The sequence below is a fragment of the Massilia sp. TWP1-3-3 genome (genome assembly GCF_049897805.1).
Classification (GTDB): Bacteria; Pseudomonadota; Gammaproteobacteria; order Burkholderiales; family Burkholderiaceae_D; genus Telluria_A.
Genome location: NZ_JAFCWX010000007.1, coordinates 201266 through 217443 on the forward strand (window position 1 = coordinate 201266; position 16178 = coordinate 217443).

Here is a 16178-nt window from a genome sequence, read left to right on the forward strand (position 1 = left end):
ATGCGACGAACTGCATAAAACGGGCAATGAGCCGTCAGCTGCGCACCACCATCAAGCCGGCGCGCAGGCCAACCCGCACGTCCGGATTGGGAAACACGACCAGTTCTTCGGCGTGTTGGACGCGATAGACCGTCTCGCCGTCGGTGGCAATCACGTCGCCTTGCTGCAGCGCGGTAAAGTTTTGCGTGCTGCGGTCGAAGGCCATCTGAAAACCGCTTGATAGCTTCATGATTTCCTGCGCCACCTTGAAGACATGCGGCTCCACCTTTGGCGCGGCCGGCGCAGCGCCGCGCAGCAGGTCTTCAAGCGCCGCCTGGACGTCGGCAAACAGCGACAAGTCGTTCTGTCCCAGCGTACCAACGCGCCCCAGCTCCACCGTGCTGGCGGCAGCGCCATGAAACTCGGCCGAATAATAGCTGTAGGTGCCGGCCGACTGCGGATTCATGATGATGGCGCCGATCGCCGCCTGCCCCAGCCACCCAATCAGCGCGCTCTTGGCGCCGGCGGCGATCAGGTCGGGCACGATGGCAAAGGTTGGATAGACGGACGGCCGGATCGCCGTATGCAGGTCCAGGTGCCAGCGCTTTGGGCCGGCGCCGTCGAAAAACGCGTCGGTGGCGGCGATCATCGCGTCCGCCCGCCCCGCTTCCGCCGCGTCGGCCAGCGCGCCGCGCACCGGACGGAACATCCGATTCAGGTCCGCATCAATAAAGCGCTTGCCGGCCGCGATGGCGTCGATATTGCCAACGCAAACCATCAGGTCCACCGCCAACGCATGCGGCTCCTGCGACAGGGCCTCGAGCACCTGGGCCACCACTTCGATCGGCCCCGTTTCATCCCCATGCACGCCGACCGACAGCACCACGGCGGCGCGCGCCGCCGCAGCATCGCCCTTGATGCTCAGGATGCCCTTGGCGCTCTGGAGCACGGTGAAACCGGCGGCGACAAAGCGCTGCGCGACGGCGCCGAAATCAGCTTCGGCCAGTGCGCGCACGGCCTCTGGCAATGCTCCCGGGGTAGGCATCTTATGCCGCCACCGGGACCGACGTGGTGGCCTCGGACAGCGCCCACACGTCCAGCATCGCCTGCTCCAGTTCGAGCGCAGGCGCGTAGCCGGCCAGGCCCATGCTGTTGGTGACCAATTCCACCGCTTCCATGGCGTCGCCGCCGCTCGACGAGCGGCCCAGCACCTGCAGCAACAAGCGCTGCTGCGTGCGGCGCAGCGCTTGCGTGGCGTAGCTGCGCAACTGTTCCTGCGACTTGGAGTGGGCGGCCAGCTTCAGGCCGCGCTCCAGCGTGTCGATGCCGGCCTGGCCGCGCAGCGCCATGCCAACTTGCAGGAACTGGGCCAGCGACATGCCGGCCGGGCGCTGCACCGACACCGCCGCAAACAGGAATGTGGCGACCGCTTCGATCGCATCCACCGCTTTCCACGCCTGGGTGAACGAAGACGCCAGCGCCGGGTATTCGTCCGCCTCGGCCTTGAACGGCATCAGCTGGCGCAGCATTTCCGGCTCGGCAAACAGGCGTGACAGTTCTTGCATGCCGCCGGCGCCGCGCTGCAAATCCACGGGAACCGACAGCACGCCTTCGATGATGGCCTTGAACAGTACGCGGGTGCGGGCGTCGACCTTGATCGACACTGCCCGCGGCACGTTGAGCGCGTCCGCGTCGAGCGCGGCGAACACCGGCGCCAGGTGCAGCGCCGACCACGACTGGCCCCAGGCCTTGACCACATCCGACTCGTCCACCGAATGCTCCACGGCCAGGTCGCGGATCATCAAAGGGCCGCAGCGGTTGACCGCTTCATTGGCCAGCACCGTGGCCAGGATGGTATTGGCCAGCGGATGCGCCAGCGCGTTGCGGGTGGCCACCAGCTGGGTCGGGAAATAAGGCTTGAGCACCGACTCGGCCCATGGCAGTTCGGTCAAAGGCAAGGTCGCCATGATGCGCTTGAAACGGTTCTTGACGTTGGCAATGACGACCGCCAGTTCCGGCGCCGTCAGACCAATGCCGCCCGCCTTGCGGCGCTGCAGTTCGGCGTCGCTTGGCAGCTGTTCCAGTTCGCGCGAGAGCGCACCCTCCGCTTCAAGGCTGGCGATCAGCGCCGCGTAGCCATCCACCACTTCAGGATGCACCTGCGATTGCACTTCGCGCGTGAGCAAGTGGGTCTGCTGCTTGTTGTCGCGCAGGACCAGCTCTTCGATCTCGCTGGTCATGTCGTTGAGGATGCGGTTGCGGTCCACTTCCGGCAACTGGCCGGCGTTCACTTCGGTGTCGAGCCAGATCTTGACGTTCACTTCATGGTCAGAGCAATCCACGCCGGCCGAATTGTCGATCGCGTCGGTGAAGATACGGCCACCGGCCAGCGCAAACTCGATCCGGCCGTTCTGCGTGGCGCCCAGGTTGCCGCCTTCGGACACCACCTTGCAGCGCAGCGCGTTGCCATTGACCCGAATATGGTCGTTGGCGCGGTCCTTGACCTGCGCGTTGGTTTCGGTCGAGGCCTTGATATAGGTGCCGATGCCGCCGTTGTAGAACAGGTCGACGGGCGCGAGCACGATGCGGTGCATCAGTTCTTCCGGCGTGAGCACGCTCTCTTCGATGTCGAGCGCGGCGCGCACCTGGGGCGTCAGTTCAATCGAACGGGCGGTGCGCGGAAATACGCCGCCGCCCTGCGAGATCAGCGCCTTGTTGTAGTCTTCCCACGAAGAGCGTGGCAGCGCGAACATGCGCTCGCGCTCGGCGAACGAGACGGCGACGTCCGGCGCCGGGTCAAGGAAGATATGCCGATGGTCGAACGCGGCCAGCACCTTCAGCTGGCGGCACAGCAGAACGCCGTTGCCGAACACGTCGCCCGACATGTCGCCCACGCCGACCATGGTGATCGGGGTGGTGTTCATGTCATGGTCCATCTCGTAGAAGTGGCGCTTGACCGCTTCGAACGCGCCCTTGGCGGTGATACCCATTTTTTTATGGTCGTAGCCGTTCGAGCCGCCCGACGCAAACGCGTCACCCAGCCAGAAGCCGCGCTTGACGGCGATGCTGTTGGCAATGTCGGAGAACGTTGCCGTGCCCTTGTCGGCGGCCACCACCAGGTATGGATCGTCCTGGTCGTAGCGCACGGTGTCCTGGGGCGGCACAATCTCGCCGCGCACGCGGTTGTCGGTCACTTCCAGCAGGCTGGAGATGAACAGGCGGTAGACGGCCTCGCCTTCAGCCGCGATGGTTTCACGCACCGCGTCTTTCGGCATCTGCTTGCAGACAAAGCCGCCCTTGGAACCGGCCGGCACGATGACCGCGTTCTTGACCATCTGCGCTTTGACCAGGCCCAGTACTTCGGTGCGGTAGTCTTCCATCCGGTCCGACCAGCGCAGGCCGCCGCGGGCGACCGGGCCGCCGCGCAGGTGCAGGCCTTCGAAGCGGCGCGAGAACACGTAGATTTCGCGGTACGGACGCGGCTCGGGCACCAGCGCCAGCTTGCTGGTGTCGAACTTGAAGATGATCTTGTCGCCCTGCTGGTCGTTCTGGAAGTAGTTGGTGCGCACGGTGGCGAGCATCAGGTCGACCAGCGCGGCCAGGATTTCCTCGGTGTCGGCATGGTTGACCGCGGCCAGGCGCTTCTTGACGGACCGGATCTTGTCGGCCGTGGCGACGCGCTCGGCTTCAGGCAGCGATGGGTCGAAGCGGGCGATGAAGTATTCCACCAGCTCCTTGACCATGCCCGGCTGGCGGCGCAGCGTGTCGGCCATGTAGCGCACCGAAAACTTGCTGCCGGTCTGGCGCCAGTAACCGATGTAGGCGCGCACCAGCTGCACTTCACGCGTCGACAGCCCGCCTTCGATGACCAGGCCATTCAAGCGCCCGTCTTCGGCTTCATCGTTGAACAGCGACGCAAACAGCTCCTGCGCCACTTCCACAATGTTCGGCCTGGCCAGCTTCGCCGCGCTGTCGGCATCCACCGCCAGGCTGGTGACAAAGCGCCTGGAACCGTCGGCCAGCACGATCGAGTAGGTCTGCTCGCGGTCGATCGCCACGCCGGCATTTTGCAATGCCGGCAGGATGCGCGAGAGCGACGGCACAGCGCCCACCGAATACAGGCGCACGGTGGCGCTGCCGGCATCGTCGGCCAGCACGCGCACGGCAACGTGGCCTTCATGGCCGTTGTGCAGCAGCGCGTTCAGGTCGTGGAAGGCCACTTCCGGCGCGGTCGCGGTGACATAATTGACCGGCAGCGTGGAGCACAGTTTGCGCAGGCTGCGGCGGGTGCCCATGTCGAACACATTGTCGGTCAGCGCGGCGAACTTGTCGTGCCAGCCGTCGAGCACCGACAGCAGCGGGCGCTGGATGTCCGTTTCCAGGTCGAGCGGGTAGCGCGCGGCGTGGGCGATCAGGTAGACGCGGGCCAGCGGGCCGTCGGCCACCAGGGTCTGCGAACGCACGTCCAGCGCGCCCGAGCTTTCCTTCAGGGCGCTGGCCAGGGCGGCGGCCACGGCGGCGCTGTAGCGCTCGCGCGGCAGGTAGACCAGCACGTTCAGGTGGCGCGCATACACGTCGCGCCGCGCGAACACCTTGGCGCGCGGTTGCTTGTACAGCGACACGACCGAGCTGCACACTTGCGAGAGCCATTCGGGATCGGACTCCAGCGCTTCGGTGCGCGGCAGCGATTCGAGAATTTCGAGGAATTTTTCGGCGCGAAAGCCTTCCTGGCGCACGCCGGCCAGGCTCAGGACCTTGGCCACGCGGCCGCGCGCAAACGGCAGGCGCGCCAGCGGCGTTGCGGTGGCGGCGCGGGTGAACAGGCCGACGAAGCAATGCTCGCCGCGGATATTGCCCTGGGCGTCGGTGTCGCGCACGCCGATAAAGTCGAGCGGCTGGTCGCGGTGCAGCGTGCCTTCGACGTCGGCCTTGACGATCGAGAGCGTGTCGGCGCGCTTGGACAGGGTTTCAAAGTCGCCCGGGATGTTGGCGATGCAGGTCCCGTAGACCGGGTGTGCCGTGTCTTGCAAGACGCCGATGCGGCTCGGGATGTCGCGCTCTAGTTCGCGCACGCCCGGCTTGACGACGTAATACGCGTAGCCGAACAGCTCGAAGCCTTCGTTTTTAGCCCACTCGAGAAACGCCGCCGCTTCCTGGCCTTCGGTGCCGTTCATGGCGGCCGCTGCGGCCACGGAGGTCAGGCGGTCAGCCATGGCCACCGCATCGCGGCGCACGATGGCCGCGTCGCGCGCGACCATCTGCAGGCGCGCGACCAGCGCGGCCAGTTCGTCGGCCAGCAAGTCTTCGGCCAGCAGGCACAATACATACGATTCCAGCGGTGCGCCGGCTTCGCCGACGGCCACTGCAGCGCCCGCCGCATCGCGCCGCACGGCCAGCACGGAATTCATGACGCCGGTGACAGCCACGCGCTGCTTGCGCATTGCCATGACGATCGAATCGACCAGGTAAGGCATGTCGTCGTTCAGGATGAGCAAGGCAGTAGCCATGCCGCCGCGGCCATCGGAGTGGCGCAACTGGGCGATCTGGCAGCCCTGGACGGTGCGCCCGGCCGCCTGCGTGAAGCCGTCGTGCAGCACCGGCGCGAGCGCGTCGGGGGAGGTGCCGGACAGGTCTTCATCGTCCAGCGATGCAAGCCAGGCGCCGATCAGGGCTGCGACCGGGCTGCCGTCTGCGGCGCCATGGTTGGCGTTGATCAGGTCAAGCGTCTGTTTGCGCAAATCTTGTGGCATCTGTTTCATCTTGCATCTCCAATACTTGGTTGTATTCGTCGCATGCGCGCCTGCTTGTGGCGGTACGTCTGCGCATTTATTGGCGAACGGGGTTGGCCCGTCCAGTCATAATTTTCGAGTGGGCGTATTCTACGTCAGGTCGTAAAGTGAAGGCAGCGCGAGAATGCGCATCAGTTCCTCCAGCGCCAGCTGGCATTCGATCGCCAGCTGCGGGTCGGCCAGGTCCTTGGGGTCGAGCTGGTCGCGGTAGTATTTGCCGACCCACTCGACCAGCGTGGCGTACAGCGCCTCGGTCATGATCACGTTCTGGTGCATGGCGCCCGCTTCCAGTTCGGTAAGCGCCACGCGCAAGCGCAGGCACGCCGGTCCGCCGCCGTTGCGCATGCTCTGGCGCAGGTCGAAGTGAATCAGTTCATCGATCGGACCGTCGCTGGCGACGAGCTGCTCGAGGTAGCGCGCCACGGCCAGGTTTTCCTCGCACTCCTGGGGAATGACCAGTGCCATCTTGCCATCCGGCTTGGTGAGCAACTGGCTGTTGAACAGGTAACTGGCCACCGCGTCGCCGACCGACACCACGCGCGTATCGACGCGAATCGGGTTGAGTTGCGCGCCCACGCCGTCCAGCGCCGCGCGCAGTTTATTGAGCACGGCCGCTTCATCGTGAAACGCCTGCTCGTGATAAAACAGCACGTTGCCGTTGCCGACCGCGATGACGTCATTGTGGAACACGCCCTGGTCGATCACATCCGGATTCTGGGACGCGAACACGGTGCGCGCCGCATCCAGGCCATGCAGGCGCGCGATGGCTTGCGACGCTTCCATGGTCTGGCGTGCCGGGTATTTTTTCGGGCTTGGTGCGGACGGGTCGAATTCGACCTTCCCGTAGGTGAAAAATTCGACACCCCTGGCGCCATGTTCGGCACACAAGCGGGTGTGGTTGGCCGCGCCTTCATCGCCGAACGCCGGCGTCGACGGCAGCGGCGCGTGCACCGCAAAGTGCTTTTCGTCGCTGAACAAGGCGCGCAGCGTGCGACTCGACTGGGCATGCTCGTCGGCGCGGTGCAGCTTGTTGTTCAGGTTGGCGGCGGTGAAGTGGGTGCGTCCGTCGAAGGTGTCGGCGGACGGGCTGACGGTTGCCGCGTTGGCGGTCCACATGGGCGAAGCAGAGTAGGCGCAGGCCAGGATCACGGGCGCCTCGCGGTAGGCGCGCGCCAGCACGTCGGCGTCGGTGCCGCCAAAGCCGATCGAGCGCAGCAGGCGAAAGTTGGGACGCGACTGCGGCGGCAGCAGCGCCTGGGCAAAGCCACGCGCGGCCAGCGCGCGCATCTTGGCCAGGCCCTGCAAGGCGGCCTGCCTTGGATTGGACGCGCTTTTCACGTTGGAGAACGAGGCCACGTTACCGAACGACAGGCCGGCGTAGTTGTGGCTGGGGCCGACAAGGCCGTCGAAGTTGTATTCGCGTGCTGATGGCATGATGGTGTTGTCCTGTAGTCCTAGAACGTGAGGCCTGGAGACAGCTTGGCCGGCATTTCGAGTTCACTCGTTTCGATCGACGCGACCGGATACGCGCAGTAGTCGGCCGCATAGTAAGCGCTGGGACGGTGGTTGCCCGATTTGCCCACGCCGCCAAACGGCGCGCTGCTGGCCGCACCGGTCGTCGGCCGGTTCCAGTTGATGATGCCGGCGCGCGCCTGCACCGCGAACTGCTTCCACAATGCCTCGTCGTTCGACAGCAGCGCCGCGGCCAGGCCGAATTCGGTGTTGTTGGCGACCTTGATCGCGGCGTCAAAGTCGGCCACGCGCACGATCTGCAGCAGCGGGCCGAACCACTCTTCGTCAGGGATGCCCTTGGCGTTGGTGACGTCGACGATGCCGGCCGTGACAAAGCCCGCCTTTGGATCGCGCTGCGTCATTTGTAGCAGCACCTTGCCGCCCTTGGCGGCCATGTCGGCCTGGGCTTGCACCAGGCGCGCGGCCACTGCTGCCGAGACGACCGGGCCCATGAAAGGCTGCGGTTCGGCGTTCGAGGCGCCAACGCTGAGCGTCGCCGCCACTTCGACCAGGCGCTCGATGAAGGCGTCGCCTTCTTCGGTATCGGCCACCACCAGCCGGCGCGCGCAGGTGCAGCGTTGGCCGGCCGAGATAAACGCCGACATGATGGCGTGGTGGACGGCGGCGTCGATATCGCGCACGTCCCACACCACCAGCGGATTATTGCCGCCCATTTCCAGCGCCAGCATCTTGCCGGGCTGGCCGCCGAACTGCTTGTGCAGCGCCACGCCGGTCTGGCAGCTGCCGGTGAACAGCACGCCGTCGAGCCCGTCGTTTTTACCCAGCGCGATGCCGGTGTCGCGCCCGCCGTTGACCAGGTTGATCACGCCGGCAGGCAGGCCGGCCTGTTGCCACAGCTGCACCGTCTTGATCGCGGTGCGCGGCGCGTATTCGCTGGGCTTGAAGACCACCGTGTTTCCGGCGATCAGGGCCGGCACGATATGCCCGTTGGGCAGGTGGCCGGGGAAGTTGTAGGGACCGAAGACGCCGAACACGCCGTGCGGACGGTGGCGCAGCACGGCATTGCCGTCGGCGACCTTGGCCGCCACTTCGCCGGTGCGCGCGCCGTAGGCCTGGATCGAGATGTCGACCTTGTTGGCCATGATCGCCGCTTCGCTGCGCGCTTCCCACAATGGTTTGCCCACTTCCTCGGCAATGGTCTGCGCCAGCTCTTCCGCGTTTTCCTTGAGCAGGTCGCGATAGCGCGTGCACACGGCGATGCGCTCTTCCAGGGGCGTCAAGGCCCAGGCATCGAACGCTGCGCGCGCTCCCTGCACCGCGCTCTGCACGTCCTGCGCGGTGGACTCGTTGCTTGACCAGGTCTGCGCGCCGGTCGATGGATCGATCGTCACCAGTTCCTGGCCGGTCCCGGCCAGCCATGCGCCGTTGATGAAATTGCTGAGGTTAGACATGTACATTCTTCCTTACGCTAAGTGACAGCGTGCGAATCGAATCGCCGCTTTGGCAGTGCAGTAATGCCAGCTCCGACGCCGTCAAGGCGATCTTGCCGGCGACGGGATTGGCGTGGGTGACGATCATGCGGAAGTCTTCCAGCCTGGTGTTCGACACCAGCAGCGGCTCGGCATCAGTTGACACTGCAGATGGGTCGGCAATCGCCACCGTGCTGTCGCGCAGTGCGCGCAGCTCGGACACGCGCGCCTGCAGCACCGGGCCGGCGTCAAAAATATCGACGTAGCCTTCAAAGTGCATGCCTTCCTGTTCCAGCAACCGGCGCGCGGGCGCCGTCGAACGGTGCACCTTGCCGATCACTTCCTGGGCGTCGTCCGGCAGGTAGGCCACGTACATCGGCTGGCGCGGCATCAGCTCGGCGATGAAGGACTTCTTGCCTATCGCCGTCAAATGGTCGACATGGTTGAAATCCATCTTGAAGAAGTGGCGGCCCAGGCCTTCGTAGAAAGGCGAGCGGCCGTCTTCTTCCTGGTAGCCGCGCATTTCGGCGATCAGCTTTTCGGTGAACAGATGCGGGAACTGGGCGATGAACAGGAACCGGCTTTTCGAGAGCCACTTGCCGTTGTTGCCGCTGCGGTAATCGGGGTGCAAAAACAGCGAGCACAGTTCGGTCGCGCCGGTCAGGTCGTTGGACAGGTAGAGCGTGTCCATCCGGCTGAACACGTTCAGCTCGTGGCTGGAATGGACCAGGGTGCCGATGCGGTAGTTATAAAACGGCTCATCCAGGCCCACCGCGCCCTTGATCGCGCAGATGCCGGCCAGGCGGCCACTGGAAGTGTCTTCCATCACGAACATGTAGTCGCGCTGCTCGGGCGGGATGGTGCCTGCGAACGAAGCCACGGCTACCGTCACGCGGTCGCCCAGCATCTTGCGGTCCGGCTTGAGGGTGGTCATGCCGCTGCCGACCTGCTTCGCCAAGTCGATCAGCGGGTCCAGGTCCGCTGCGGTGATTGCGCGTACAACTAGCATAGGGTTCTCTCTTTTTTCTCTGTCAGATTCTGACGCAGATGACGTTTTCGCCCGGCACCACCATCAGCGCGTCCTGGACTTCCTGGGTCAGGCTGACGGTCTCGCCGCTGTCGGCGGTCGGACACGACGCGGTGACGGCGCGGAAGTTTTCCTCGCAGCTGGCGGCAATCGCATAGGTGACCATCAAGTCCGACGAATTGCCAGGTTCGGCATGCAGCACGCGGCGCAGCATGGAGCCGGAGAACGAGCGCAGGCTGTTTTTGTGGGCTTGCAGGATCGGGCCGCCGTCGAAAATGTCGACGTAGTCGTCAGCTTCGAAACCTTCCTCGGTCAGCAGGCTGAAGGCAAGTTCACCGTCGGCATGGATCTGGCCCATGGCGGCCTGGGCGTCGCCAGGCAGCAGCGGCACATAGACCGGATAGTGCGGCATCAGTTCGACGATCAGGGTGCGGTTGCGCGCCCCGCCGATGACTTTTTCAGCATCTAGAAAATCCATCTTGAAGAACTTGCGGCCCAGCGCCTCCCAGAACGGCGACTGGCCGTTGGCGTCGGTGACGCCTGCCAGCGGCACGAAAAAGCGGTCGCCAAAGCGGTGCGGCGCGAGCACCGCGAACAGCAAGCGCGCGCGAGAGAGCAGGCCCGCTTCAAGGCCGGCGTGGGCGCGGTCATTGAGGTAAAAACCGGACAGCTGCGAATACGCAGTCAGCTCCGAACAGAGCGTGAGCGCATGCACGCTGTGGCTGATATTGAGGTCGCGCGAGACTTGCTGGATGACGTCGTTGCGAAACGAAAAATAGGTGCCGTTGGAACCGGCCGACGCGAAAATGGCGGCGGTGCCGACGATGGCGCCGCTCGACTGCTGTTCCAGCACGAAGACGTACGACTCTTCGCTTGGAATGTCGACATGGGCGGCAAACGATGCGATGGAGCGCTCGACCGCGACGGCGATTTTCTCGCGCGTCCTGGGGAGCGTGTGCACGCCGCGCGTGGCCCCGGCCAGCAGCGTTTCGAGGGCGTCGATATCCGTAAGTTCAACCGGACGAACAACAAACATGGGAGCTCCCTAAAGGACTAGCGACTTGCTTGAACTTGCTTGAACCAGCTTGAACGACCAGCCCCGCGCGTGCGGGGCAGGCCAGTTGGGCTTACTTGGCAGGCGCCGTTTGCAGCATGCCGGCGACGGCGGCGCGCATGATGCGGTCCGCTTCGTCAATTTGCGCGTCGGTGACGATCAGGGCGGGCGCCAGGCGCACCACATCGGGGCCGGCGATCAAGAGCATCAGGCCCATCGCTTCGCACGCCTTGGTGATGTCCTTGGCGCGGCCCTTGAACGGCTCGGCGACCGGCAGACCAATGAGCAGGCCCGAACCGCGCACTTGGCCGAACACCTGCGGAAAGTCGACCGCGAGCTGGGTGAGGTTGGCAAAGATCTTGGCCGACGCTTCTTTTACGCGCGCCAGGAAAGCTGGCTGGTTGATCATGTCGATCACGTTCAGCGCCACGGTGGCGGCCAGCGGATTGCCGCCGTAGGTGGTGCCGTGCGAACCGACGCCGAAGTGCGCGGCGATCTCGTTGGTGGTCAGCATGGCGCCGATCGGGTAGCCGTTGCCGAGGGCCTTGGCGGTAGTCAGGATGTCGGGCGTGACGCCCTTGTCCATGTACGCGTACAGCGCGCCGGTGCGGCCCACGCCTGACTGGACTTCGTCGAAAATGAGCAGCGCGCCGACCTTGTCGCAGCATTCGCGCAGCGCCTGCAGGTATTCCGGATTGCCCGGAATGACGCCGCCTTCGCCCTGGATCGGTTCCACGATCACGGCGCAGACATCGTCGCCAATGGCGGCGCGCGCAGCGTCGATATCGTTGTAGGGAATGTGGTGAATTTCTTGCGGCAGCGGCTCGAAGCCCTCGGTGTACTTGGGCTGGCCGCCGACGGACACGGTAAACAGCGTGCGGCCGTGGAACGACGACAGGCACGAAATGATGCGCGACTTGTGGGGGCCGAACTTGGTGTGGGCGTACTTGCGCGCCAGCTTCAAGGCGCCTTCGTTCGCTTCCGCGCCCGAGTTGCAAAAGAAAGCGCGGTCGGCAAAAGTGGCTTCGGTGAGCGCGAGCGCCAGGCGCAGGACCGGCTCATTGGTGTAGCCGTTACCGAGGTGCCACAGGCTGTTGATCTGCTGGGTCAGCGCGGCGACCAGGGTCGGGTTGCAATGGCCGAGCGACGAGACAGCGATGCCGGACGTGAAGTCGAGGTAATGCTTACCATTTTGATCCCACAGGTCGAGTCCGGCGGCGCGCACGGGCACCATCGCGGCGGGCGCGTAGGTTGGCACGAGGACGTCGTCGAAAGTCTGCCTGGTAACAGGGCGGGTTGTCGTAGCGGAATCAAGCTTAGCGTTCATGGCAATCCTCATCCAATGTTAGGGGGCGCATCCGGCCGAAACCGCTGGATGCATCGACCCATTATAAGAACGCCGGCCCCAAACATCTTTTGAATACGCGACAAGCATTTTCATTTTTGCCCACCACCAACAGCCCCCACCCCCGGGGTCAGACCTCGATTAAAAAATTTCTTCAAACTGGAGGTCTGTCCCCATTGTTTTTATTGTTTGATCGCGACCGGCCGACATTCGCATTTCCAGACACGCCATTGATCTCCGAAGACGAACAACGAAGCCCATTTTTCGCCAAATTCGTTGCTTAATTGGTGTCAGACCTCCAATTTCAGGAAATTTATTAATTGAGGTCTGACCCCAATGGGGGGGGGGCGAGTTTGCGCTGGCGCTCTTCGCGGGGGGTGTGGCCGAACAAGGCGCCAAATGCGGTCGAGAAATGCGAGCCGCTCGAGAAGCCACACATCAGCCCCACCTGGACGATCGAATAGTGGGTGTCAAGTAGCAACTGGCGGGACCTTTGCAGTCGCAGCTCCAAGTAGTAGCGCGACGGCAGGCTGCCAAGATATTGTTTGAACAGGCGTTCAAGTTGGCGCCGGGAAATGCCGACCAGGTTGGCAATGTCATCCGTCGATAGCGGCTCTTCAATGTTCGACTCCATCAGCGTCACCGCTTCCGTCAGCTTCGGTTGCAAGGCGCCAAAACGCGCCTGCAGCGCCACCCGCTGCCGCTCTTCCTTGCCGCGCACCCGGTCCACGCACAGCGTTTCCTTGATCTGGGCCTGCACGCCGGCGCCAAACAGCGTTTCCACCAGCGTCAAGGCAAAGTCGATGCTGGCCGCGCCGCCGCAGCAGGTCAGCCGGTGCTCGTCCACTTCATACAGATGCGGCGTAAACAGCGCGTGGTCGGCGATGCTGTCGACATCCACATACAAGGCCCACGGCAGCGCCGTGCGCACGCCGTTGAGCACGCCCGCGTCGGCCAGCCACAGCACGCCCGCCCCCACCCCGCCCCAAAACGGCGCGGCGCGGCAGCGCTCGATCAGCTTGCGGCTGTTGGCCGGTTTCAGCGATGCCTGCGCTTCGTCAGCCACCAGTAACACCAGGTGCCAGTGCGACTGGTCGCCGCCGACAAATTTATCGGGGCTGCGCACGTCCACGTGCAGCCGCTCGGGGCCGACAATCTTGGCGGCCAGGCGCAGCGGCTGGTACAGGCCCGACCAGGTCAGCGTGTCCGGCTCGCCGGCGTTAATCAGCAGCACGCGCAGCGGCTTTTCCTGGGCAAGGCGGGAGAGTTTGGTAAGTGGCATGCGGCTTGTCGGCTTACTCGGGCACCAGCGCGCCGGCAGGACGCCGTTCGCTGTTCCATTGACTCACTATCATACCGGAGATCAACAACGCCGCGCCGATCCAGCCGCGCGCCGTCATCGTTTCGCCGAGCCAGAAAAACGCGAAAAACGCGGCGGCCGCCGGCTCGAAGGCATAGATCACGGCCGCTTCATTGGCGCTGCTGTGACTCTGCCCCCAGGTCTGCAGCGAGATGATGGCCGCCGTGGCCACCACGCCGAGGTAGACAATATTGTAGGCGCCGCCCTCGAGCGCCGTAGCAATGTTTTGCGCGTAGACGTCAAAGGCGGGCCTTGCAAACGGTACTTCGGTCGCCAGCAGCCACAGCGCCGCGCAAGCGGCCACGGTGGCAATCTGCATCGCGGTGATGGTCATCAGGCGCGTGGCGGCGCGGGTGTGCACTTCCATCATCTTGACGTACAGCCCGAAGCACAGCGCCGCGCCCAGCGCGAGGGTGTCGCCAAAGCCCCACGCGCCGCCATCCCACGACAGCGCGCCCAGCCCGGCCACGGCCAGCGCCAGCGCAATCCAGATGCGCGGCTCGGGAGCGCGCCCGGCCACGATGCCCAGCAGCGGGACGATGAGTACATTGAGCCCGCAAATAAAGGCGTTGCGGTTCGAGCTGGTCAGGTTCAAGCCTTCGACCTGGAACACGTAGCAAAAAAACAGCAACAAGCCCAGCAGCAGGCCGGAACGCAGGTCGGCGCGCGCGCCGCGCACCAGAAAGGGCGCGAGCAGCAGCGCCGCCAATGCAAAGCGGGTGAACACGATCCAGGCCGGCGAGACGGCCGCCGTCAGCGCTTTCATGGCGGGAAAGGTGGTGCCCCAGACCAGGGTGACGACCAGCAGGGCCAGAATGCCCCGCAACTGGTAACTCATGTGCTTCCTTTTGACGATTGGCGCGTGGAATCAGGGCGCTATGGTACCTGTCCACCGGGCAAAACGCGAATGTGGCCGGGGCAAATTCGGCGTAGCCAGCTATAATCAATGCCTATGGGGGAACGTTATCTAAAGAGTGTGCGCTTGCTGGCGGAATGCCTGCAAGGCTTCGAGCGGTTTTCCGGCGAGGCGGTGCGCCGCTGCGGCCTGACGCATGCACAGTTCGACATTATCGCCACGCTGGGCAATACGCCCGGGATGACGTATAAGGAGCTGGGCGACAAGACCTTGATCACCAAGGGCACGCTGACGGGCGTCATCGAGCGCCTCGACAGCAAGGGTTTGGTGGAAAGAATCCGCTCGAGCGAAGACAAGCGTTCTTTTTCGGTGCGCCTGACGGTGCAAGGCGAAAAAATCTTTGCCGACGTCTTTCCGACCGTCGTCGCCCAGGGCAAGGCGCTGTTCGCGCCCTATTCCGATGCCGATTTCGATGCCATGGACCACACGCTGCGCAAGCTCAAGCAACTCCTGGCCGAGCGTTCCACCTGCCCCACAACACAACAACAGAAGGAAGAATTTTGAAAACCACCCTGCTCGAAGGCCAGACTCCCGCCAAATTTGACAAGAACATCATTGGCAACTTGCTATTGAACGTGGCCACGCCCGACGAAGTGCGCCAGGAAAAAATGCTGATCGGCGTGCGCAACGAAGAGGGCGACATTTACCGCCTGATCGGCGCGACCAAGGTCAACAGTTTCATGAATGCGGTGGAGGAACTTTTCGACCTGGGCCTGGTCGATGAGCTGAAGGATACGGAAGCACCGCAAGATGGCTACGACGCCATTTTCAGCGAGCCTTAATCTGCTGCACAAACGCGCAGCACAGGCGTAGAATAATGCTTCGAAGCACTCTTTGGCGGCAAGTTTTGACCAACTTATAGGGGTATAAATTTCTCATGGACAGACTTGAAGCCTTCAAGAGCATTGCTGCTCAAGCAAGCCGCGGCGAGCTTACCTTTCCCACCAACGTGGATGCCACGCTCAAGCTGCAACGGGCGCTGAACGATCCCGATTGCCATGCCGAGGTCGCCGCGCGCCTGGTGCAGTCCGAGCCGCTGCTGGCCGCGCGCACCGTCGCCATCGCCAACTCGGTCGCCTACAACCGCTCCGGCAACGAAATCACCAATGTGCGCAATGCCGTGCAGCGGGTGGGTTTTCGCACGCTCAATGCGCTGGCGGCGGCCGTCATCGTGCGCCAGCTCGACAGCAAGATCACCCAGCCCACCCTGCGCGCCAAGGCCGATCAGTTGTGGAAACATTCGGCGCACGTGGCTGCGCTCTCGCAGGTGATCGCCAAACGGGTGGCGCACCTCGACCCTGAAACGGCGCTGTTTGCCGGTATCGTGCACGAAGTGGGCGGCTTTTACCTGTTGTCGCGCGCGGAAGAGTTTCCGGGCCTGTTGGACGGCGACCCGGAGGAATGGGTCGAGTACGGCGAAGTGCAGATTGGCCGCTGTGTGTTGCAAAAATTGAATGTGCCTGCGGCTGTCATGCAAGCCATTGAAGGCTTGTGGGCGGGCATGCGCGCCTTGCCGCCGGAAACCTTGGGCGACACCCTGTTGCTGGCCAACGATCTTTCGCCGATCGCCTCCCCGCTGCATGAGCGCGCGGGCGCGACCAGCATGCAGTCTGCTTCGACGATCGACTTCGTGATTGGCGAAGGCACCTTGAACAGCATCCTCGAAGAGTCGGCCGAAGAGGTCAAGACGCTCACGGCGGCACTGCTGTAAAAGCGCTGGACAAAAAAACGCCCGCTGGTAAGAGCGGGCCAAGTCCAAAACTAGG

The 16178-nt window shown here is 64.0% G+C and carries 12 protein-coding genes; 3 read left to right on the plus strand and 9 right to left on the minus strand.

The features are described 5' to 3' along the window. Window positions 1-34 precede the first annotated feature (34 nt). The 9 genes from ACP7D4_RS09355 to ACP7D4_RS09395 form a co-directional block, all read right to left on the minus strand. Entirely contained in the window at window positions 35-1024 is a 990-nt protein-coding gene (locus ACP7D4_RS09355) for a succinylglutamate desuccinylase (RefSeq protein WP_426103850.1), read from the minus strand. A 1-nt stretch (window position 1025) separates the two neighbouring features. After that, window positions 1026-5738, minus strand: coding sequence for an NAD-glutamate dehydrogenase domain-containing protein (locus tag ACP7D4_RS09360; RefSeq protein ID WP_426208781.1), 4713 nt, complete (start codon window positions 5736-5738; stop codon window positions 1026-1028). A 120-nt stretch (window positions 5739-5858) separates the two neighbouring features. Further along, complete coding sequence (astB, locus tag ACP7D4_RS09365; protein WP_426208783.1) at window positions 5859-7202, minus strand: N-succinylarginine dihydrolase; 1344 nt, start codon at window positions 7200-7202, stop codon at window positions 5859-5861. Between the two features lie 20 nt (window positions 7203-7222). Beyond that, the gene (gene astD / locus ACP7D4_RS09370; protein ID WP_426103853.1) at window positions 7223-8692 is read right to left on the minus strand and encodes a succinylglutamate-semialdehyde dehydrogenase; all 1470 of its coding nucleotides are present in this window, start codon (window positions 8690-8692) and stop codon (window positions 7223-7225) included. After that, on the minus strand, window positions 8685-9719 hold the full coding sequence (astA, locus tag ACP7D4_RS09375; RefSeq protein ID WP_426103854.1) for an arginine N-succinyltransferase: 1035 nt from the start codon (window positions 9717-9719) through the stop codon (window positions 8685-8687). The genes astD and astA overlap by 8 nt, the downstream gene beginning before the upstream one ends. 22 nt (window positions 9720-9741) lie before the next feature. Further along, window positions 9742-10773, minus strand: coding sequence for an arginine N-succinyltransferase (locus ACP7D4_RS09380; protein WP_426208785.1), 1032 nt, complete (start codon window positions 10771-10773; stop codon window positions 9742-9744). Between the two features lie 91 nt (window positions 10774-10864). After that, window positions 10865-12118, minus strand: a complete 1254-nt coding sequence (astC, locus tag ACP7D4_RS09385) for an acetylornithine/succinylornithine family transaminase (RefSeq protein ID WP_426208787.1) — start codon at window positions 12116-12118, stop codon at window positions 10865-10867. A gap of 334 nt (window positions 12119-12452) precedes the next feature. Next, window positions 12453-13418: a GlxA family transcriptional regulator gene (locus ACP7D4_RS09390; RefSeq protein WP_426208789.1), complete on the minus strand. Its 966-nt coding sequence runs from the start codon at window positions 13416-13418 to the stop codon at window positions 12453-12455. A 13-nt stretch (window positions 13419-13431) separates the two neighbouring features. Beyond that, window positions 13432-14334: a DMT family transporter gene (locus ACP7D4_RS09395; RefSeq protein ID WP_426103858.1), complete on the minus strand. Its 903-nt coding sequence runs from the start codon at window positions 14332-14334 to the stop codon at window positions 13432-13434. A 114-nt stretch (window positions 14335-14448) separates the two neighbouring features. Here ACP7D4_RS09395 and ACP7D4_RS09400 point away from each other — a divergent pair, with 114 nt between their 5' ends. From ACP7D4_RS09400 to ACP7D4_RS09410, 3 genes are all read left to right on the plus strand, one after another. Further along, the gene (locus tag ACP7D4_RS09400; RefSeq protein ID WP_426103859.1) at window positions 14449-14916 is read left to right on the plus strand and encodes a MarR family winged helix-turn-helix transcriptional regulator; all 468 of its coding nucleotides are present in this window, start codon (window positions 14449-14451) and stop codon (window positions 14914-14916) included. Further along, window positions 14913-15194, plus strand: a complete 282-nt coding sequence (locus ACP7D4_RS09405) for a hypothetical protein (protein ID WP_426103860.1) — start codon at window positions 14913-14915, stop codon at window positions 15192-15194. Before ACP7D4_RS09400 ends, ACP7D4_RS09405 begins: the two co-directional genes overlap by 4 nt. Window positions 15195-15289: 95 nt before the next feature. After that, window positions 15290-16123: an HDOD domain-containing protein gene (locus ACP7D4_RS09410; protein WP_426208791.1), complete on the plus strand. Its 834-nt coding sequence runs from the start codon at window positions 15290-15292 to the stop codon at window positions 16121-16123. Window positions 16124-16178 lie beyond the last annotated feature (55 nt).